At 64.5% G+C, this 19,359-nt stretch carries 18 protein-coding genes; 12 read left to right on the forward strand and 6 right to left on the reverse strand.

Annotation, left to right across the window (positions count from 1 at the left end):
* Positions 1-74 precede the first annotated feature (74 nt).
* The 6 genes from pth to F0A17_RS00600 form a co-directional block, all read right to left on the reverse strand.
* Positions 75-656 (reverse strand): aminoacyl-tRNA hydrolase, encoded by a 582-nt coding sequence (pth, locus tag F0A17_RS00575; RefSeq protein WP_149326409.1) that lies wholly within the window; start codon positions 654-656, stop codon positions 75-77.
* 82 nt (positions 657-738) lie between these two features.
* Positions 739-1,377: a 50S ribosomal protein L25/general stress protein Ctc gene (locus tag F0A17_RS00580; protein ID WP_149326410.1), complete on the reverse strand. Its 639-nt coding sequence runs from the start codon at positions 1,375-1,377 to the stop codon at positions 739-741.
* A 112-nt stretch (positions 1,378-1,489) separates the two neighbouring features.
* The gene (locus F0A17_RS00585) at positions 1,490-2,431 is read right to left on the reverse strand and encodes a ribose-phosphate pyrophosphokinase (protein ID WP_010629229.1); all 942 of its coding nucleotides are present in this window, start codon (positions 2,429-2,431) and stop codon (positions 1,490-1,492) included.
* A gap of 96 nt (positions 2,432-2,527) precedes the next feature.
* Positions 2,528-3,376 (reverse strand): 4-(cytidine 5'-diphospho)-2-C-methyl-D-erythritol kinase, encoded by an 849-nt coding sequence (gene ispE, locus F0A17_RS00590; RefSeq protein ID WP_149326411.1) that lies wholly within the window; start codon positions 3,374-3,376, stop codon positions 2,528-2,530.
* A 4-nt stretch (positions 3,377-3,380) separates the two neighbouring features.
* Positions 3,381-4,001: a lipoprotein insertase outer membrane protein LolB gene (lolB, locus tag F0A17_RS00595; protein ID WP_149326412.1), complete on the reverse strand. Its 621-nt coding sequence runs from the start codon at positions 3,999-4,001 to the stop codon at positions 3,381-3,383.
* Between the two features lie 16 nt (positions 4,002-4,017).
* Entirely contained in the window at positions 4,018-5,778 is a 1,761-nt protein-coding gene (locus F0A17_RS00600) for a tetratricopeptide repeat protein (RefSeq protein ID WP_228716765.1), read from the reverse strand.
* 233 nt (positions 5,779-6,011) lie between these two features.
* On the opposite strand from F0A17_RS00600, the gene hemA reads away from it, so the two are divergent.
* The 12 genes from hemA to F0A17_RS00660 all read left to right on the forward strand — a co-directional run bounded on the left by hemA (position 6,012) and on the right by F0A17_RS00660 (position 19,309).
* Complete coding sequence (gene hemA, locus F0A17_RS00605) at positions 6,012-7,277, forward strand: glutamyl-tRNA reductase (protein ID WP_149326413.1); 1,266 nt, start codon at positions 6,012-6,014, stop codon at positions 7,275-7,277.
* A gap of 11 nt (positions 7,278-7,288) precedes the next feature.
* Entirely contained in the window at positions 7,289-8,377 is a 1,089-nt protein-coding gene (gene prfA, locus F0A17_RS00610; protein ID WP_149326414.1) for a peptide chain release factor 1, read from the forward strand.
* A complete protein-coding gene (gene prmC, locus F0A17_RS00615; RefSeq protein WP_149326415.1) occupies positions 8,377-9,213 on the forward strand; it encodes a peptide chain release factor N(5)-glutamine methyltransferase in 837 nt (278 codons plus the stop codon). The genes prfA and prmC overlap by 1 nt, the downstream gene beginning before the upstream one ends.
* Before the next feature lie 188 nt (positions 9,214-9,401).
* Positions 9,402-9,902, forward strand: a complete 501-nt coding sequence (locus tag F0A17_RS00620; protein WP_104201732.1) for an Lrp/AsnC ligand binding domain-containing protein — start codon at positions 9,402-9,404, stop codon at positions 9,900-9,902.
* Positions 9,903-9,907: 5 nt separating this feature from the next.
* Positions 9,908-10,654 carry a HesA/MoeB/ThiF family protein gene (locus tag F0A17_RS00625; protein WP_149326942.1) on the forward strand — a complete coding sequence of 249 codons (747 nt, stop codon included), beginning with the start codon at positions 9,908-9,910 and terminating at the stop codon, positions 10,652-10,654.
* A gap of 280 nt (positions 10,655-10,934) precedes the next feature.
* Positions 10,935-12,227 carry an NAD(P)/FAD-dependent oxidoreductase gene (locus F0A17_RS00630; protein ID WP_149326416.1) on the forward strand — a complete coding sequence of 431 codons (1,293 nt, stop codon included), beginning with the start codon at positions 10,935-10,937 and terminating at the stop codon, positions 12,225-12,227.
* A 37-nt stretch (positions 12,228-12,264) separates the two neighbouring features.
* Positions 12,265-13,611: a glutamine synthetase family protein gene (locus F0A17_RS00635; protein ID WP_149326417.1), complete on the forward strand. Its 1,347-nt coding sequence runs from the start codon at positions 12,265-12,267 to the stop codon at positions 13,609-13,611.
* 213 nt (positions 13,612-13,824) lie between these two features.
* A complete protein-coding gene (locus F0A17_RS00640; protein ID WP_149326418.1) occupies positions 13,825-14,928 on the forward strand; it encodes a polyamine ABC transporter substrate-binding protein in 1,104 nt (367 codons plus the stop codon).
* 171 nt (positions 14,929-15,099) lie between these two features.
* A complete protein-coding gene (locus tag F0A17_RS00645) occupies positions 15,100-16,176 on the forward strand; it encodes an ABC transporter ATP-binding protein (RefSeq protein ID WP_228716794.1) in 1,077 nt (358 codons plus the stop codon).
* A gap of 54 nt (positions 16,177-16,230) precedes the next feature.
* Entirely contained in the window at positions 16,231-17,139 is a 909-nt protein-coding gene (locus tag F0A17_RS00650; protein WP_149326420.1) for an ABC transporter permease subunit, read from the forward strand.
* Positions 17,136-17,978, forward strand: coding sequence for an ABC transporter permease subunit (locus tag F0A17_RS00655; protein WP_149326421.1), 843 nt, complete (start codon positions 17,136-17,138; stop codon positions 17,976-17,978). Before F0A17_RS00650 ends, F0A17_RS00655 begins: the two co-directional genes overlap by 4 nt.
* Before the next feature lie 38 nt (positions 17,979-18,016).
* Positions 18,017-19,309, forward strand: coding sequence for an NAD(P)/FAD-dependent oxidoreductase (locus tag F0A17_RS00660; RefSeq protein WP_149326422.1), 1,293 nt, complete (start codon positions 18,017-18,019; stop codon positions 19,307-19,309).
* Positions 19,310-19,359 lie beyond the last annotated feature (50 nt).

The raw sequence follows: 19,359 nt of genomic DNA on the forward strand, positions 1-19,359 counted from the left end.
GTGAGAAATTGGCGGCTATTCTACCGTTGCCACGAGCTACGAGCTACGACGATGGCCAGGAGTGGTGACGCCTTTCAGGGCTTGAAGCCATGCAGGCGGTTCATCGCCTGTGCCCACTCGCCGGCTGCGGCCAGGGGCAGGGTCGCCAGGCACTCGTCCAGGGCAGCGCCAATATCGGCGAGTTCCGCCTTGCCGGGACGACCCAGTACGTACTGGGTGACCTGTCGCGAATCGCCGGGGTGGCCGATGCCGATGCGCAGCCGATTGAAGCCCTTGTCGCCCAGTGCACGGATGATGTCTCGCAGCCCGTTGTGACCACCGTGGCCTCCGGCCTGCTTGTAGCGTGCGGTACCGGGCGGGATATCCAGTTCGTCATGGGCCACCAACAATTCCTCGGGAGCGATCTTGTAGAATTGGCACAAAGCCGCTACCGCGGCGCCGCTGCGGTTCATGTAAGTGGTGGGTTCGAGCAGATGAAGTTCGTGCCCGCCGAGGTTGACCCTGGCATAGAGGCCAAGGAACTTTTTCTCGGGACGCAGCTCGCTTCCGGCCTGTCGGGCCAGGATTTCGACCAGCCAGGCGCCGGCATTGTGGCGGGTGGCGGCATAGTCGTCACCGGGATTGCCCAGCCCGATGATCGCCTTGACCTGGGGCATGCGGGGTCTCCAAACAAGAACAAGCGCCGCAGCGCTTGATCGAAACGAAAGGGGCCGCCACCTGACGGCCCCGACGGCGCATTTACTCGGCGGAGCCTTCGCCTTCCTCGCCCTCTTCGCCCTCAGCCGCTTCGCCGCGGGTCTTGGGCTTGGTGATGCTCAGCACGGCATTGTCATGATCCTCGCCGTGCGTCAGCTCGACCAGGGTGACGCCTGCCGGCAGCACGAGGTCGGAGAGATGCAGGGTAGTGCCCAGCTCGACGTTGGAGATATCGACTTCGAGGAAGTCGGGCAGGTCCTTCGGCAGGCAGCTGATCTGGACCTCGTTGGAGAGCACGTGCAGCTCGCCGCCCTGGTCCTTGATGCCCTTGGACGTTTCCTCGCCCACCACGTGCAGCGGCACGTTGATGGTGATCTCGTGAGTGGCGTCCACGCGCAGGAAGTCGGCGTGGGTGATCAGCGGCTTGTACGGGTGGCGTTGCAGATCGCGCACCACGACCTGCTCCTGCTTTCCGTCGATGACCAGCTTGAGCACCGAGGAGAAGAAGGACTCGTCTTCGATGGCCTTATAGAAGGCGGCCTTCTCGACGGAGATCGGTTGCGGCGCTTTCTCGCCACCGTAGACGATGGCGGGCACCTGAAGGTTCTCACGACGCAGGCGGCGGCTCGCACCTTTCCCCAGGTCGTTGCGAACGCTGGCATTGAGGGTGAAATCGGACATGGTATTGCCTCTTGCTGAAGGTAAGGGAGGCGTGCGACCCGCGACCTGATCGCAACACTCCCGAAAGCCCCTGCGGGGGCGCTACTCCGGCGCCGGGTTCCGGTTGAGAATCTCAGTGGAACATGGCGCTGACGGATTCCTCGTTGCTCACGCGGCGGATCGCCTCGGCGATCAGTCCCGCCACGCTGAGCTGGCGAATCTTGCCGCTGCGACGGGCGACGTCGGACAGCGGAATGGTATCGGTAACGACCACTTCATCGAGCACCGAGCCGGTGATGTTCTCCACCGCCGGGCCCGAGAGGATCGGGTGGGTGGCGTAGGCCACCACGCGGCGCGCGCCATGATCCTTCAGCGCGTCGCCGGCCTTGCACAGGGTGCCGGCGGTATCGATCATGTCGTCCACCACCACGCAGGTGCGATTCTCGATCTCGCCGATGATGTGCATCACCTGGGCCTGGTTGGCCTGAGGGCGACGCTTGTCGATGATGGCGAGGTCGGCGTTGAGCTGCTTGGCGATGGCGCGGGCACGAACCACGCCGCCCACATCGGGGGACACCACCACCAGGTCGTCGTAGTTCTGGCGCTCGATGTCGTCGAGCAGAATCGGCGACCCGTAGACGTTGTCCACCGGGACGTCGAAGAAACCCTGAATCTGGTCGGCGTGCAGGTCCATGGTCATGACCCGGTCGACGCCGGCCTTGACCATCATGTCGGCGACGACCTTGGCCGAGATCGGCACGCGGGCGGAGCGCACCCGGCGGTCCTGACGCGCGTAGCCGAAGTAGGGAACCACTGCCGTGATCCGCGTGGCCGAGGCCCGGCGCAGGGCGTCCACCATCAGGATCAGCTCCATCAGGTTGTCATTGGTCGGTGCGCAGGTGGACTGCAGAATGAAGACGTCCTTGCCGCGGACATTCTCGTTGATCTCGACCGCGATCTCGCCATCGCTGAACTGCCCGACCGTAGCGTTTCCCATGCGAGTATCGAGACTCTCGGCGATCTTCTGGGCGAGTTCGGGATTGGCATTCCCGGCAAAAACCATCAATTTAGACACGCGCATCCACCTATGCAGTGTTGGGGGGCTCGGCCATCGATGAGTCCCGTGGTCGTTGGCGCAACGACTCGGCCTGACACACGGTCGACGCCAGACTCATCGATTCAGAGCAGCATGTAGTGGGGAGAGATTCAGGCCACGTGCCGTGAAGGCAGTATAGTCGCCTGGCAGTTCGGCCACGATGCGCTGGGCCTCGGCCTGCGTATCGACGCGGGCGAAGACGCAGGCACCGGTTCCCGTCAGCATGGCCGGCGCCCGTGCGCCAAGCCAGTCGAGCGCTGCGGCGACTCGCGGATAAAGTGACCGAACCGTCGGCTCGCAATCGTTGCGCCAGCCGGGCGCTCCCCCCTGCAGTGCGCGCGCCATGGTAATCGGGGGGGTGTCACGTGTCAATTGCGTGGCCCCGAACACCGCGGCGGTGGCCACCGAGACGCCGGGGTGAACGACCACGAACCAGGGGGTATCGAGTTCGACCGCGGTAAGTCGCTCGCCGATCCCTTCGGCCCAGGCGGCACGGCCATGGAGGAAGACCGGCACGTCGGCACCGAGTGTCAGGCCCACCGCAGCCAAGCGCTCGAGCGAAAGCCCGAGTTGCCACAGCCGGTCGAGGCCGAGCAGCGTAGTGGCAGCGTCGCTGCTGCCTCCTCCCAGGCCGCCACCCATCGGGAGGCGCTTGGTCAGGAGGATGTCGGCGCCAAGGGGGCAGCCGGACTCGGCCTGCAGCAACCGGGCGGCGCGCACGATCAGGTTGGCCTCGTCGGGGACGGTGTCGAGCGCTGGCGACAGGTGAACCGCGCCGTCCTCGCGACAGCGCATACGCAGCTCGTCGCCATGATCGAGAAACTGGAACAGCGTCTGCAGCTCATGATAACCGTCGGGGCGCCGTCCGGTGATGTGCAGCATGCGGTTGAGCTTGGCCGGGGCCGGCAGTACCAGTTCCTGCATCGACTCACTCCTCGACGACGGGCCGCCATTCCGTGACCACCAGCGTCACGCGCAAATCGTCGTATTCCATCACCAGACGGCGAGGCAGTATCAGCGATTCGGCTTCGGTCCAGTCGCGGTATTCGATGAGCCAACCGTCCTGTTCGAGGCGTTGAGGAAAGCCGTCGTCGTCGCGCTCGAGGCGGTGCTGGCTGTGTTCGGCGGGCAGGCCGCGAATCCAATCCGCAAGCGAGCCGACCGGCAGCGACCAACCGAGTTGCTGCTGCATCAGCGCTTCGGGCGTCTCGGCTTCGAAGCGACCTTCCGCATTGGTCAGGGTAAAGCGCCCCTCGCGCCCTTCCAGCAGGTTGCGTCCGCTGCCGAAGGGGCCGCTGATGAGCATGCGGTAATAGTGAGAGTGCTGGCTCCAGTCGAGATTGGCGCTGGTCGTCTCCTGCGGTGTGCGCAGCCCGGCCTTGCCGATCAGCACCCAGGTGTCCAGCGCTTCCAGGCGCTCCCGCTGCGCCTCCCATCGGTCGACGACCGGGGCCTCGCTCGGGGGCGTTCGAGGTGTGGCGCAGCCGGCCAGGAGCGCGAGGAACAGGCCCATGGTGAGCCAGCATGTCAGACAGGAAGTGCGTGGCATGGCAGTGTCTCGTCGGCTAGGGGGTGTCGGCAGCCATCTCGGGGATGCGCTCAAGCAGTTCGTCGAGACGCGGGTGCGGCTCGAAGCGCTGGCGGGCTTCCTCGAACAGGCGCCGGGCGTCGTCGCGGCGATCGAGCGTCCACAGCACCTCGATCAGATGAGCGGCGACCTCCTGGTCGGGCATCGCGGCATAGGCGCGTTCCAGCCAAGGGAGGGCCCGTTCGGGTTCGCCGAGGCGATAGTAGACCCAGCCCAGGCTGTCCATGATGGCGGCGTTGCCGGGTTCGAGTTCATAGGCGCGCTCGACCAATTGACGGGCCTCGTCGAGGCGGTCCTCGATACCGAGGTCTGCCAGCGTATAGCCCAGAGCATTCAGTGCGGTGGCGTGATCGGGGTTGGCCTCGATGATGCGACCCAGATCCCGTTCCATCGCCTCGAGATTGCCGTTCTCCCAGGCGCGCATGGCGCGAAGATAGAGCAGCGGCTCGTCATTGGGGGTGCGCGCCAGCTCGCGATCGAGCAGCGTAGTAGCCTCGGCGGCGAGTCCGGCTTCGTCGAGCAGTTCCACTTCCAGCGCGACCAGCTCGCTGAAGCGCGATTCGTGACGCAAACGCTCGATGCGCAGGAAGGCGCGGGCGTCGAGCAGGCGGTTGTCTTCGATCAGCATGCGAGCCGCCCTCAGGCGGGCACGAAGGAAATCGTTGCCGGGTGCCACCTGACGGTAATAAAGAAGGGCGTTATCGGTCTCGCCCTCCTCCTCGGCGATGAGGCCGAGCAGGTGGAAGGCAGCGGGAGGCGTCTGGTCCCCGCTCACCATCGGCAGCAGCAGGCGGCGGGCGGCCTCGAGGTGGCCGTCCTCCAGATAGAGGCGGGCCAGCGACAGACGCAGATTTTCGTCGCCGACATGCTCGTCGAGCAGGGTCGAGGTATGCCTTTCGGCGGCCCCGACGTTGCCCAGTTCTAGCTCGGCCTGGGCCAGCAGAAGCAGGAACCGCGGGTCGCCCGGAGAGATCTCAAGGCCGCGGTTGGCAGCGTTGCGAGCCTGCCTCGGATTGCCGGACTCAAGGGCCAGGCGGGCACGGGTCAGCCACAGTTCAGGCAGCTCGGAATGATCCCGGGCAAGCCGGTCGAGACGACGCTCGGCCTGCTGGCGCTGGCCAGTGGCGGTTTCGAAGATCGCCATGGCGAGCGCAGCATCGTGGTAATGGGGAGAGGTTTCGCGGCCCTCGTTCTCGAGATAGTCCCCCAGGCGCTGGCGCAGGGGGAGAGGATCGACGCCGGCTTCCAGCGCGAGTTCGGCAAACAGCGCCAGTTCCGCATGGATTCCTTGCGCGACGAGTGCCAGGCGACGATCGAGCGCCGTGACCCAGTCGCCGCGCTGCAGGGCCAGGCCGGCCAACAGGCGAAGCGGGGCCTCGGCGGTGGGGTCCAGCTCGTTCCAGCGCTGCACGGCGTCTTCGAGCAGCATGGGGTCGTGGCTGAAGCGTGCCGCCAGCGTGGCGCGCTCGGCCAGGCGTGGAGAGTCGTAACGCTCGGTCATGGCCAGGTAGCCTAGCGTGGCACGTCGGTAGTCGCCGCGTTGCCCGGAGAGTTCGGCCGTCAGCAGCGTCGCCAGGCCCTCGGCGTCGAGCCCACGCTCGATGGGAGGAGCGGAGGCGAGAGGATCTTCGCCTAACGTGGTGAGTGGCGAGGAGGGCAGGCCCTGGCAGCCTGCCAGCACGGCAAGGCCAAGCGGTGCCAGTCCCTGGCGCAAGAAGCGTATCAACATCGAGGGCATGCGTATCTCATCCGGTGTCCCGAGCCGTCAGCATAACGGCTAGCGGCGTGGGGGCAAAGGGATCGCTGTGGCGGCGCTCGGCGGATGCGATCGATGGTGCGCTTGTCGTGCGTCAATCGCAGGAGCCATGCGCCTGGCGCCGAGCGCCTCAGGCTGTGATAGAATGCAGCGCCGCAGAGGCGGATTTCCTCATCCACGGTCCGCCCGTCGACATCACGCGAAGACGCTTACGCATGACGCTTCTTGCCCTCGGAATCAATCATAGGACGGCCAATATCGCGGTGCGCGAACAGGTCGCCTTCACTCCTGCGCAGCTCGAAACGGCGTTGTCCGAGCTGCGCTGCGTTCCTCAGGTGCAAGAAGCTGCGGTGCTGTCCACCTGCAACCGGACCGAACTCTACTGCGTCACCGGGCCGAGCGGTGAGCGCCAAATCCTCGACTGGCTGAGCCGATTCCATGGCCTGAGCCAGGACCAGCTGTCTGCCTGCGCCTATCACTACCTCGATGGCGATGCCGCTCGGCATTTAATGCGTGTCGCCGTGGGGCTGGACTCGATGGTGCTGGGCGAACCGCAAATCCTGGGTCAGCTCAAGGAGGCCTATCAGGCGGCGCGTCGGGTCAGCGGGCTGGGGGGAGAGCTCGAGCGATTGTTCCAGCACACCTTCGCCGTGGCCAAGCAAGTGCGGACTCGCACTGGTATCGGCCAGAATCCGGTCTCGGTGGCCTATGCCGCGGTGAGCCTGGCGAGTCGGATCTTCGACGACTTCAGTCGCTCCCGGGCGCTGCTGATCGGGGCCGGTGAGACCATCGAGCTGGTGGCTCGGCACCTGCGCGAAGCCGGAGTGCGCAACATGATCGTCGCCAATCGCACCCGCGAGCGGGCCGAGCTGCTTGCCCGCGAGTTCAGTGCCGAGGCGATCTCGCTCAACGAGATACCGGAGGCCCTGGCGCGCTCGGATATCGTCATCTCCTCGACGGCGGCACCGCTGCCGATACTCGGAAAGGGCATGGCCGAACGGGCCCTGAAGAAGCGTCGCCACCGGCCGATTTTCATGGTCGACATCGCCGTGCCGCGTGACATCGAGCCGGAAGTGGGCGATCTCGACGATGTCTTCCTCTATACGGTCGACGACCTCAACGAGGTCATCGATGAGAATCGCCGCCATCGCCAGGTCGCCGCCGATCAGGCCGAATCCCTGATCGAGCATGGCGTCAGCGCATGGCAGCACGAGCGCCGTATTCGCGGTGGCGGCGAGCTGATCCGGCGCTATCGCGACCAGGCCTCGGCGCTGCGTGAGCACTCCGAGCGCCAGGCGCTGGCCCGGCTGGCTCGCGGTGAGGATCCCGAGGAGGTGGTCAGGTTGCTGGCCCACCAGCTCACCAATCGCCTGTTGCATCGACCCACGGTGGCTCTGCGCGAGGCATCGGGCAGCGAGCGTCGTGACCTGCTCAGCGCCGCCGAGGCGTTGCTGCTGGACTCAACTTCAACGAAATCCTGACAGGACACGCCATGAAAGCGACCCTGCGCCAGCGGCTCGACGGCTTCGTCGAGCGCTTCGAGGAGCTCGCCGCCCTGCTGGCGGAGCCCGAGGTGATCGGTGATCAGCCTCGCTTCCGCGACTATTCCCGTGAATACGCCGAGCTTGAGCCTCTGGTCGAGGCCTGGCGCGATTATCGGGTCATCGAAGGGGATCTTGAGACGGCCGCGCAGCTCGCCAACGACAGCGATGCCGACATGCGCGAGCTGGCCGAGATGGAATTGGAGGAAGGACGGGAGCGTCTGGAGGCGCTGGATATCCGGCTCAAGCGACTGCTGGTGCCGAAGGATCCCGACGATAGCCGCAACGTCTTCCTCGAGATCCGTGCCGGCACCGGTGGCGATGAGGCGGCACTGTTCGCCGGCGACCTGTTTCGCATGTATTCGCGCTATGCGGAGAAGAAGGGCTGGAAGATCGAGGTGATCAGTGCCAGTCATGGCGAACAGGGCGGCTACAAGGAGGTCATCTCGCGGGTAAAGGGCGAGGGCGTCTATGCCCGACTCAAGTTCGAGTCGGGGGCCCATCGTGTGCAGCGCGTGCCGGCCACCGAATCCCAGGGGCGCATCCATACCTCGGCCTGCACCGTAGCGGTGATGCCGGAGGCCGACGAGGTCGGCGACATCGACATCAACCCCAACGATTTGCGCGTGGATACCTTCCGCTCCAGCGGGGCCGGTGGCCAGCATGTCAATACTACCGATTCGGCGATCCGTATCACCCACCTGCCCAGCGGCGTCGTGGTCGAGTGCCAGGAAGAGCGCAGCCAGCACAAGAATCGGGCCAAGGCGATGTCGCTGCTGGCCGCGCGACTCAGGCAGAATGCAGTGGAGAACCGCCGGCAGACACAGGCCGATACGCGGCGCAGCCTGGTTGGCTCGGGCGATCGCAGCGAGCGTATCCGCACCTACAATTTCCCCCAGGGACGGCTGACCGACCACCGTATCAACCTGACGCTCTACAAGCTTGGCGAGGTGATGGTCGGCGAGCTCGATGAGGTGCTGGAGCCGTTGATCAACGAACACCAGGCCGAGCAGCTTGCGGCTCTGCAGCAGGAGGCCTGATGCGCCTCGATGCACTGCTGGCGCGGGCCACCGGGCGGTTGTCGCGGGCCGGCTCGCCCAGCCCGCGGTTGGATGCCGAGGTACTGCTGTGCTACGTAATGGGGGTCGATCGCACCTGGCTCTACACGTGGGGAGACCACGCTGCGCCAACTTTCGAGCGGGCCCGCTTCGAGGCGCTGGTGGCGGCGCGCGCGTCGGGCCATCCCGTGGCCTACCTGACCGGGGAGCGTGAATTCTGGGGGCTCGCCCTGGCCACTTCACCTCATACCCTGATTCCCCGGCCCGATACCGAGACGCTGGTGGAAGCGTTGCTCGAGCTGGCGCAGGAGGGCTCGGGGCGGCTACTCGATCTCGGGACCGGCACCGGCGCCATTGCGCTCGCCTTCGCCAGCGAGCGTCCCGCCTGGGAAATCCTCGGGGTGGACCGCGTGACCGAGGCGGTGGCGCTGGCGACGGCAAACGCTCGCCGCCTGGGAGTCGCCAATGCCCGTTTCGTCGTCAGCGACTGGTTTTCCGCGCTGGCCGACGCGCGCTTTTCGCTGATCGCCGCCAATCCGCCCTATATCGATTCCCGCGACCCTCATCTGTCGCAGGGCGATGTACGCTTCGAGCCGAAGAGTGCGCTGGTGTCGGCCGAAGCCGGGTTGGCCGATCTTCGGCATATCATCCGCAGCGCACGCGCTCATCTCGCGCCGGGCGGTTGGCTGGTTCTGGAGCACGGTCATGAGCAGGCGGCGCCGGTGCGAGCCCTGCTTCACGAGGCAGGATATGTCGACTTGGCCAGTCGGCGCGATCTCGGTGGGCGGGAGCGAGTTTCCCTTGGACGCCGGTCATGAACTTGCGTTGAGCGAGACGCTGGAGAGCGGGTACTCACTGTGGTACATCTGTTCAGGAAATATTTCCATTAGTCGACATGTTTAGGTGGCTGAACACCAGCAGTGTTCTCGAAAACCGCTGATTTTCAGGCTGAACCGCTATCATGGCGACACTTCATTCACCTGATCCGGTTTGCCCCGACACGATAATGAAAACCAAGACCCGCTCGCTCGACCGAATCGATCTCAAGATCCTGCGCTGCCTGCAGGAGAACGCTCGCATCTCCTATGTCGATCTGGCTGCTCAGGTCGGCCTTTCCACCACGCCTTGCCTGGAGCGTGTCAAGCGCCTGGAGAAATCCGGCGTGATCCGTGGCTACAAGGCGGTGCTCGACCCCCGCTCGCTCAAGGCCAATCTACTGGTGTTCGTCGAGATCAGCCTGGAGACGCAGTCGCCGGCGGTATTCGATGAATTCCGTCGCGCCGTGGCCCGACTGCCGCAGATCCAGGAGTGCCATCTGGTATCGGGCCAGTTCGACTACATTCTCAAGTGCCGTATCCCGGAGATGTCTGCGTACCGCCAACTGCTCGGCGACGTGGTGCTGACCCTTCCCGGCGTCAAGGAATCCAAGAGCTACGTGGTGATGGAGGAGGTCAAGGAGGAGTTCTCGCTCTACGTACCCGACATCGAGGAACTCGAGAGCAAGTGATGGCAATGAACGACGAGGCACTGCTGCGCTACAGCCGGCAGATCATGTTGGAGTCGATCGATATCGAGGGGCAGGAGCGCCTGCTGGCCTCGCGTGCACTGGTGGTCGGCGCCGGTGGGCTCGGCTCACCGGTGGCGCTCTATCTGGCCGCCGCCGGTGTCGGTCATCTGACCTTGGCCGATGCCGACGAGGTGGAACTCTCCAACCTGCAGCGCCAGATCGCCCATGGCATGAAAGACCTGGGGCGTAACAAGGCGGCATCCGCACGTGAGGCGGCGCTGGCGCTGAACCCTGGATGCGACATTCGTGTAGTGGGGGAGCACCTGGCCGACGAGGGGTTGGACGATGTCGTCACCGGGGTCGATCTGGTGCTCGATTGCACCGACCGCTTCTCCAGTCGATACGCGATCAACGCCGCCTGCCGCCGGGCCGGAATACCGCTGGTCTCGGGTGCGGCGATCCGCTTCTCCGGCCAGCTGGCGGTCTTCGACCCGCGGGATGTCTCCTCGCCCTGTTATGCCTGCCTCTATCCGCCCGGCGAGGGCGGCGACGATGAGCTTCGCTGTGCTGAGAACGGCGTGGTGGCTCCTCTGGTGGGACTCATCGGCAGCTTTCAGGCGCTCGAGGCGGTCAAGCTACTCAGCGGCGCCGGCACGCCGCATCGGGGGCTCTCCACTTTCGACGGCCTGAGCGGGCAATGGCGCCATTACCAAGTCCCACGCGACCCGGCCTGCCCGGTTTGTGCACGTTGAGCTTTGATGTGGCTTGATGGCGATTAATTGACAGAAGCGACCCGGGGGGTGTCGGAAGCTGTCGAGGAGTGGGAACGCTCTTCTCGCCCCATAAGGGGCCTCTGACGCCTTTCGCTGCCACTGGCGCACCATCGGCAGGGTCGGGCTGGTTGAAAGCCGTTATCGAATACTTGACATCTTGCGCTAGTTTGATGCCAGACTAGTCGGGCTGGACCCGGCGGATGCCTCGGATGCCTCCGAGTCACCGGAGGGCTTCCTTGCCAACCCAGGGACGCACGCGATGCTCCGTGCCACGACACTCGATAACTCCGTTTCCTATTACCGCGACAGCATAGCGGTCGAGCTCGATCCCTGCCCGCCGTTGAGCGGTGAGAGCCGTGCCGATGTCTGCGTGATCGGCGGCGGTATCACCGGTTGCTCCACGGCACTTCATCTGGCCGAGCGCGGCTACTCGGTGATCCTGCTCGAGGCACAGGAGATTGGCTTTGGCGCCTCAGGGCGCAGCGGCGGGCAGATCCTGCCCGGGCTGGGGGCCGATATCGCCACCGTGGAGCAGGCGCTGGGGCGTGAGCGTGCCCGGCAAATATGGGAAATGAGTCGTGAGGCGGTACGTCTGACCGCCGAGCGTATCGAGCGCCATGCGATTCCCTGCGACCTCGCTTGGGGTTACCTGCACGCCGCGGTGAAGCCACGCCACGTGCGAGCGCTGCGGCAGATGCAGGCGCGTCTGGCGTGTGACTACGGCTACGAGGCGCTGACCTGGCTCGAGGGCGACGCGCTGCGCGAGCGCGTGGTGACCGATGCCTACCCGGGCGCGCTCTTCGAGCGCGAGGGCGGTCATCTGCATCCGCTCAACTATACCCTGGGCCTGGCCCGTGCCGCCCAGCAGGCCGGCGTGACGATCCATGAGCACAGTCCGGCCCGCACCCTTCGTCGCGGACAGCCTGCGACGGTGGAAACCGAGCGCGGCAGGGTCGTCGCCGATTTCGTGGTGGTGGGGGCCAACGCCTACTTGGGCCACCTGCTGCCGGAGCTGGAAGGCCGCATCATGCGTGCCGCCAACTACATCATCGCCACCGAACCCCTCGGCGAAGCGCGCGCGGCCCGAGTGCTGCCCCGCAATGATGCGCTATCGGATGCCAACTTCGTTCTCGATTATTATCGCCTCTCGGCCGACAAGCGGCTGATCTACGGTGGTGAAGTCAGTTACGATGGACGCGAACCCCGGGGCCTTCAGCAGCGCATGGACGCCAAGATCGCACGCCTGTTCCCGGTGCTCGAGGGGGTGCGTATCGATTACCGTTGGGGGGGCGACGTGGCGATCACGCTCAATCGTGCGCCGGATTTCGGCCGCCTGGGCGCCAATATCTACTATGCGCAGGGGTATTCGGGGCACGGCATGGCGCTGGCCGGTCTTGCGGGACAGCTGATGGCCGAGGCCATCGCCGAACAGAACGAGCGTTTCGACGTCTTCGCTGCCATGCCGCACCGCCATTTTCCTGGCGGCGAGCGGTGGCGCACGCCGCTGCTGGTATTGGCCACCCAGTTCTACAAGTTGCGTGACCGACTATAACGACCACAAGCCCGGGACGGGCCGATACGAGGTTCCCATGAAAGACCTGGAAAGCTGGCTGAAGGAACGACGCATCACCGAGGTGGAGTGTCTGGTCAGCGATATCACCGGCATCGCCCGCGGCAAGATCACACCCGTCTCCAAGTTCATGGCCGAGAAGGGCATGCGCCTGCCTGAAAGCGTCCTGCTCCAGACCGTGACCGGCGACTACGTGGAGGACGAACTCTACTATTCGCTGCTCGATCCGGCGGATATCGACATGCTGTGCCGGCCGGACATTTCGGCCGTCTACCCGGTGCCTTGGGCGATCGAGCCCACCGCCCAGGTCATCCACGACTGTTACGACAAGATGGGAAATCCCATCGAGCTTTCCTGTCGCAACCAGCTCAAGCGCGTGCTTGCGCTGTACGCCGAGAAGGGCTGGAAGCCGGTGGTGGCGCCTGAAATGGAATTCTACCTGACCAAGCGCTGCGAAGACCCCGACCTGCCGCTGCAGCCGCCCATCGGGCGCAGCGGGCGTCAGGAGACCGGACGGCAATCGTTCTCGATCGACGCCGCCAACGAGTTCGATCCGCTGTTCGAGGACATGTACGACTGGTGTGAGGTTCAGGGGCTCGATATCGATACCCTGATCCATGAAGAAGGAACCGCCCAGATGGAGATCAATTTCCGTCACGGCGACCCCTTGATGCTGGCCGACCAGATCTTCCTGTTCAAGCGCACCCTGCGGGAGGCGGCGCTCAAGCACGACGTGGCGGCCACTTTCATGGCCAAGCCGATCACCAACGAGCCCGGCAGCGCCATGCACATCCACCAGAGCGTACTGGACGCCAGTACCGGGCGGAGCGTGTTCGCCAACGAGGACGGCTCCATGAGCCAGCTCTTCCTGCATCACATCGGCGGGTTGCAGCGCTTCATTCCCGAGGCGCTGCCGCTGATGGCACCCAATGTCAACTCGTTCCGCCGCTTTTTGCCTGATACCTCGGCGCCGGTCAACGTCGAGTGGGGCGAGGAGAATCGTACCTGCGGTCTGCGCGTCCCCGACTCCACGCCGCAGAACCGGCGGATCGAGAACCGCTTGCCCGGCGCCGATGCCAATGCCTATCTCGCCATCGCCGCCAGCCTGCTGTGCGGTTATCTCGGCATGGTACAGCAGCTCAACCCCTCCGCACCGGTGCAGGGACGCGCATTCGAGCGGCGCAACCTGCGTCTGCCGTTCACCTTGGAGCAGGCGCTGGAGCGCATGGAAAGCTGTACCGAGCTGGAGCGTGCCATGGGTCATCGCTTCGTGACCGGCTACGTCGCGGTCAAGCGCGTGGAGAACGAGAACTTCAAGAAGGTGATCAGTTCCTGGGAGAGGGAATTCCTGTTGTTGAGCGTCTAGTCTCCTGGGGCGGCGGGTGGCGCGTCGGTTCATCGCGGCGATCCCCGGCCCAGTAGGCTGTGATGCACGAGGCGGTGTGCAGAGCCGCCCGGCTGCCATCCGTAGCGACGGGCATGAGAAAGGCGGCCACCCGAGTCTGCCCGAGGTGCTGGCCGGGCCGACGCAAGTGATGCAGAACGACCCACAACGCAAACAACACATAGAGGTGCCATCATGTCCCGCCAACGCAAGCTGTCACTGGTCGTCGCCCTGGGAGCCCTGGCCATGGGCGCAACCGCCGCCCAGGCCGATGAAGTGCGCGTCTACAACTGGTCGGATTACATCGCTCCCGACACCCTGGAAAAATTCACCGAGGCGACCGGCATCGAGGTGATCTACGACGTCTACGACAGCAACGAGGTGCTCGACGCCGCGATGCTCTCGGGCCGTTCCGGCTATGATGTGGTGGTGCCCTCCAACTATTACCTGACCCGCCAGATCAGCGCCGGGGTCTATCAGGAGCTGGATCATGACAAGATTCCCAACATGGAGAATCTCAACCCCCAACTGATGGACGACCTGGAGTCGATCGATCCTGACAGTCGCTATTCGATCCCCTACATGTGGGGCACCAACGGCATCGGCTACAACGTCGAACGGGTCACCGAGATTCTCGGCGAGGACGCGCCGGTCGATTCCTGGGCGCTGATCTTCGACCCTGAGGTGACTACCGCGCTGAACGAAGGCGGCTGCGGCATCGCCATGCTCGACACGGGTGACGACATGCTCTCTGCCGGCATGGCCTACCTGGGATTGTCGCCGCTCTCCAGCGAATCCGCGGACATCGAGGCGGCAGGCGACCTGATCGCCGCGGTGCGCGACAACATTACCTACTTCCACTCCTCACGCTACATTTCGGATCTCGCCAACGGCGATATCTGCGTGGCGGCGGGCTACTCCGGCGACATCTTCCAGGCCGCTGATCGCGCCGAGGAGGCTGGCCGTGACTTCACCATCGCCTATTCCATTCCCAAGGAGGGGGCGGCGCTGTGGTTCGACATGATGGCGATTCCCGCGGATGCTCCCAACCCCGATAACGCCCACGCCTTCATCAACTTCATCCTCGAGCCCGAGATTGCCGCCGACATCACCGAGTATGTGGTTTACGCCAACCCCAACATTGCCGCCAACGAGTTTCTCGATCCCGAAATTCTCAACGACACATCCGTCTATCCCGACCAGGAGGTAATGGAGAAACTGTATATTCAGGAAGAAAAACCCCTGGCGGTGCAGCGTGTGAGAACGCGCGTCTGGAACCGTGTGAAATCCGGCATGTGATCCCGGGCCGGTCCGTAGGGGCCGGCCGTTCCTTCCTGCCTGGCTCGAGGAGACGCCGCGATGCCGCAACCCCAGACCCAAGCGACCGACCCCCCGCGACGGGCCGCGACGTACGCGGCGGATAGCACCCTCGTACCGGGCCGGCCGCGTCCGGCGCGAGACGAGGCGCTGATGGAGATCCATCGCATCAGCAAGCGCTTCGACGGCATGCTGGCGGTGGATGACGTCAGCCTGTCGATCCGGCGCGGCGAGATCTTCGCCCTGCTGGGTGGCTCAGGTTCGGGCAAGTCGACGCTGCTGCGCATGCTGGCCGGCTTCGAGAAACCGAGCGAGGGCCGCATCGTGCTCGACGGCGAAGACATTACCGCCATGCCGCCCTACGAGCGACCGATCAACATGATGTTCCAGTCCTATGCGCTGTTTCCGCATATGACGGTCGCCCAAAACATAGCCTTCGGACTCAAGCAGGACCGCCTTCCGCGGCACGAGATCGGCGAGCGCGTGGACGAGATGCTCAAGCTCGTGCACATGGAAGCCTATGCCCGGCGAAAACCGCACCAGCTCTCCGGCGGGCAGCGGCAGCGTGTGGCGCTGGCGCGTTCATTGGCCAAGCGCCCCAAGCTGTTGCTGCTCGACGAGCCGATGGGGGCGCTTGACAAGAAACTGCGCACCGAGATGCAACTGGAAGTGGTGCGGATCCTCGAGCGTGTCGGAGTGACCTGCATCCTGGTCACCCACGACCAGGAGGAGGCCATGACCATGGCCGACCGCGTGGCGATCATGGCCGATGGCTGGATCGCTCAGGTAGGCACGCCGATGGACGTTTACGAGAGCCCGGCCAACCGTATGGTGGCCGAATTCGTCGGAACGGTGAACCTGTTCGAAGGCGACATCGTGATCGACGAGGCCGACCACTGTGTGATCGACAGCCCCATGCTGGGTCGGTCGATTCGTATCGGCCACGGTGTGAGCACTCAGGCCGATGAACGTCGGGTATGGGTGGCCGTGCGCCCCGAGAAAACCTGCCTGAGCCGTGAGCGACCCCGAGGCGAGACCAACTGGGCGGCCGGCGTCGTCGAGGACATCGCCTATCTCGGCGGACTCTCGGTCTACTACGTGCGCATCGAAAGCGGCCTACTGGTCAAGGCGAGCATGACCAATATCGAGCGACGCGGCGACCGGCCGCGCTGGGACGAACCGGTCTTCGTGTACTGGGACGAGCATAGCGCCGTCATTTTGCGCGATTGAACGACTGCGCGGGGTCGCTATATGTCCGTTGGGACCCACCTGGGGGAGATCCGCATGTCCAACTTCACCGCTCGCCTGTGGCGGCTGTTCAAGCCGAGCCGCCGCTGGGTCATCGCCGTACCGCTGTTGTGGCTGACGCTATTCTTCCTGCTTCCGTTCGGCATCGTGCTCAAGATCAGCCTGTCCCAGGCGGCCATATCGGTACCGCCCTACAGCGCCATTGTCGATTACGCCAATGAGACGCTCAACATCGTCGTCACGTTCGGCAATTATCTGTTCCTGGCCACCGATACGCTCTATGTCTCGGCCTACTGGGGGTCGGTGAAAATCGCGTTGCTCGCCACGGTGCTCTGCTTGCTGCTCGGCTATCCCATGGCCTACGCCATGGCGCGGGCGCCGGCACATTGGCAACTGGTGTTGCTGTTGCTGGTGATGCTGCCGTCATGGACCTCGTTTCTGATACGCGTCTATGCCTGGATGGGCATTCTCAGCAACAATGGCTTGATCAACAATACGTTGATTTGGGCGGGACTCATCGATTCGCCGATTCGCATGCTCAACACCAACTTCGCCGTGATACTCGGGATCGTCTACGCCTATCTGCCGTTCATGGTGCTGCCGCTCTATGCGAATCTCACCCGACTCGATATGTCGCTGCTGGAGGCGGCTTCGGATCTTGGTTCGCGCAAGCTCAATACCCTGATCACGGTGACCCTGCCGCTGTCCAAAGGCGGGATCATCGCCGGGTCGATGCTGGTATTCATTCCTGCGGTGGGCGAGTTCGTCATTCCCGAGCTATTGGGTGGCCCCAATACGGTGATGATCGGCAAGATCCTGTGGGCGGAGTTCTTCCACAACCGCGACTGGCCGGTGGCCTCGGCACTGGCGATGGTCATGTTGGCGATCCTGATCGTGCCCATTGCCCTGTTCCATCGCTATCAATCCCGCGAACTGGAGGAATGAGCATGCGCAAGACCTCCTTCAGCGGCGTGATGCTGGTTGCCGGACTGCTGTTTCTCTACCTGCCGATGGTGGTGCTGATCGTCTATTCGTTCAATTCGTCGCGCCTAGTGACCGTCTGGGCGGGGTTCTCGGGGCGCTGGTATTTCGAGCTGTTGCGCGACGGCCAGATCCTTGCGGCAGTATGGACCAGCCTGCGCATCGCCTTCTTCTCCGCCACCATGGCGGTATGCCTGGGGACGCTGGCCGCTTTCGTGATGGTGCGCTTCGACCGCTTTCGCGGCAAGACGGCGCTCTCCAGCATGGTCACCGCTCCGCTGGTGATGCCCGAGGTGATCACCGGTCTCTCGCTGCTGCTGCTGTTCGTCCACATGGCGCAGCTGATCGGCTGGCCGGAGGATCGCGGCATGATCACGATCTGGATCGCCCACACCACTTTCTGCAGCGCCTATGTGGCGGTGGTGGTGGCGTCGCGCCTGCGCGAGGTGGACCTTTCCATCGAGGAGGCTGCCATGGACCTGGGTGCCCGCCCGCTGCGCACCTTCTTCCAGATCACCCTGCCGGTGATTGCGCCGGCACTGGCTGCGGGTTGGTTGCTGGCGTTTACCCTATCGCTCGACGACCTGGTGATCGCCAGCTTCGTCTCGGGGCCGGGGGCGACCACACTGCCCATGGTGGTGTTCTCCTCGGTGCGGATGGGGGTGTCACCCAAGATCAATGCCCTGGCCACACTGATCATCCTGACGGTATCGCTGGCCACCTTCTTTGCCTGGTATCTGATGCGCCGTAGCGAAGCGCGACGGCGCCAGGCAATGTGGCAAGATGTGACGGCGGGTCGATGAGAAACGCGCTTCCTGATCTGTGCAAATGAGGTACCGCTATGTCGTCGAATACCGCCACCGAGCATGTGACGTCCTACTATGCGGCCACGGCCAACCCGTCGCCCGAGCGTCCCGCCCTGGAGGGCAGCGTCGAGTGCGACGTGTGCGTGGTGGGAGCGGGCTTCACCGGTATCTCGGCGGCGCTGCACCTGGCCGAACAGGGGCATGAGGTGGTGGTGCTCGAGGCCGCCCGGGTGGGCTTCGGCGCCTCGGGGCGCAACGGCGGCCAGATCGTCAACAGCTACAGCCGCGACATGGACGTGATCGAAGCCAGATATGGTGCCGACACCGCCCGCGCGCTCGGCGACATGGCCTTCGAGGGCAATCGCATCATTCGCAATCGAATCGAGCAGCACTGCATCGAGTGCGATCTCAAGGAAGGTAATCTCTTTGCCGCCTGCAACGCCAAGCAGCTTCAGGGGTTGCGCGAGCACAAGGCACTATGGGAGCGCTACGGACACCGTGAACTCGAACTGCTCGAGGGCGAGACCTGCCAGCGCGAGATTGTCAGCGAGCGCTACGTGGGCGCGCTGGTGGACCACTCCGGCGGGCATCTGCATCCGCTCAACCTGATACTTGGCGAGGCGGCGGCCTTCGAAGCGCGTGGCGGCAGGATCCATGAACGGACTCCCGTGCTCGAGGTGCGGCACGGTGAGACGGTAACGCTGCGCACCTCGCGTGGCAACGTGCGTGCGCGGCGCGTCGTGATGGCCGGCAATGCTTACCTTCAAGGCGTGATGCCTGAGCTGGAAAGCAAGTCGATGCCTTGCGGCACGCAGATCATCGCCACCGAGCCGCTGCCGGAGGTGCTGCGTCGCGAGCTGATCCCTCACGACATGGCGGTGGAGGACTGCAACTACCTGCTCGACTACTTTCGTTTCACCGGTGACGGCCGACTGCTCTACGGCGGCGGGGTCAACTATGGCGGCCAGGATCCGGCGGACATCGCTGGGGTGATCCGGCCCAAGATGCTCAAGACCTTCCCGCAGATGACCGACGTGCGCATCGACTACGCCTGGAGCGGCAATTTCCTGATGACGCTCAGCCGTCTACCCCAGTTCGGCCGGCTCAACGACAACGTCTACTACGCCCAAGGCTACTCTGGCCACGGCGTGACCTGCGCCCACCTGGCGGGGCGCTTGATCGCCGAGGTGATGCGTGGCGAGGCCGAACGCTTCGATGCCTTCGCCGGCCTACCGCATCTGCCGTTCCCCGGCGGCCGGCTGCTGCGCGTGCCGTTCTCGGCCATGGGCGCCTGGTATTACGCCATGCGCGACCGGCTGGGCTGGTGAGTGTCGCCGTTGACTGACGCCAGGTCAGAGAATGTGAAAACCGCTGCGCT

It is taken from the genome of Billgrantia pellis (assembly GCF_008297955.1).
Lineage (GTDB): Bacteria > Pseudomonadota > Gammaproteobacteria > Pseudomonadales > Halomonadaceae > Halomonas > Halomonas pellis.

Bases quoted from the DNA above. Each gene is read 5' to 3' on its own strand.
- F0A17_RS00645 (WP_228716794.1), top strand. From the start codon at position 15,100: ATGGAGATCCATCGCATCAGCAAGCGCTTCGACGGCATGCTGGCGGTG.
- pth (WP_149326409.1), bottom strand. From the start codon at position 656: ATGCCCCAGGTCAAGGCGATCATCGGGCTGGGCAATCCCGGTGACGAC.
- F0A17_RS00580 (WP_149326410.1), bottom strand. From the start codon at position 1,377: ATGTCCGATTTCACCCTCAATGCCAGCGTTCGCAACGACCTGGGGAAA.
- prfA (WP_149326414.1), top strand. From the start codon at position 7,289: ATGAAAGCGACCCTGCGCCAGCGGCTCGACGGCTTCGTCGAGCGCTTC.
- ispE (WP_149326411.1), bottom strand. From the start codon at position 3,376: ATGCAGGAACTGGTACTGCCGGCCCCGGCCAAGCTCAACCGCATGCTG.
- F0A17_RS00655 (WP_149326421.1), top strand. From the start codon at position 17,136: ATGAGCATGCGCAAGACCTCCTTCAGCGGCGTGATGCTGGTTGCCGGA.
- F0A17_RS00600 (WP_228716765.1), bottom strand. From the start codon at position 5,778: ATGCCCTCGATGTTGATACGCTTCTTGCGCCAGGGACTGGCACCGCTT.
- F0A17_RS00620 (WP_104201732.1), top strand. From the start codon at position 9,402: ATGAAAACCAAGACCCGCTCGCTCGACCGAATCGATCTCAAGATCCTG.
- F0A17_RS00625 (WP_149326942.1), top strand. From the start codon at position 9,908: ATGAACGACGAGGCACTGCTGCGCTACAGCCGGCAGATCATGTTGGAG.
- prmC (WP_149326415.1), top strand. From the start codon at position 8,377: ATGCGCCTCGATGCACTGCTGGCGCGGGCCACCGGGCGGTTGTCGCGG.
- F0A17_RS00650 (WP_149326420.1), top strand. From the start codon at position 16,231: ATGTCCAACTTCACCGCTCGCCTGTGGCGGCTGTTCAAGCCGAGCCGC.
- lolB (WP_149326412.1), bottom strand. From the start codon at position 4,001: ATGCCACGCACTTCCTGTCTGACATGCTGGCTCACCATGGGCCTGTTC.
- F0A17_RS00630 (WP_149326416.1), top strand. From the start codon at position 10,935: ATGCTCCGTGCCACGACACTCGATAACTCCGTTTCCTATTACCGCGAC.
- F0A17_RS00635 (WP_149326417.1), top strand. From the start codon at position 12,265: ATGAAAGACCTGGAAAGCTGGCTGAAGGAACGACGCATCACCGAGGTG.
- hemA (WP_149326413.1), top strand. From the start codon at position 6,012: ATGACGCTTCTTGCCCTCGGAATCAATCATAGGACGGCCAATATCGCG.
- F0A17_RS00660 (WP_149326422.1), top strand. From the start codon at position 18,017: ATGTCGTCGAATACCGCCACCGAGCATGTGACGTCCTACTATGCGGCC.
- F0A17_RS00640 (WP_149326418.1), top strand. From the start codon at position 13,825: ATGTCCCGCCAACGCAAGCTGTCACTGGTCGTCGCCCTGGGAGCCCTG.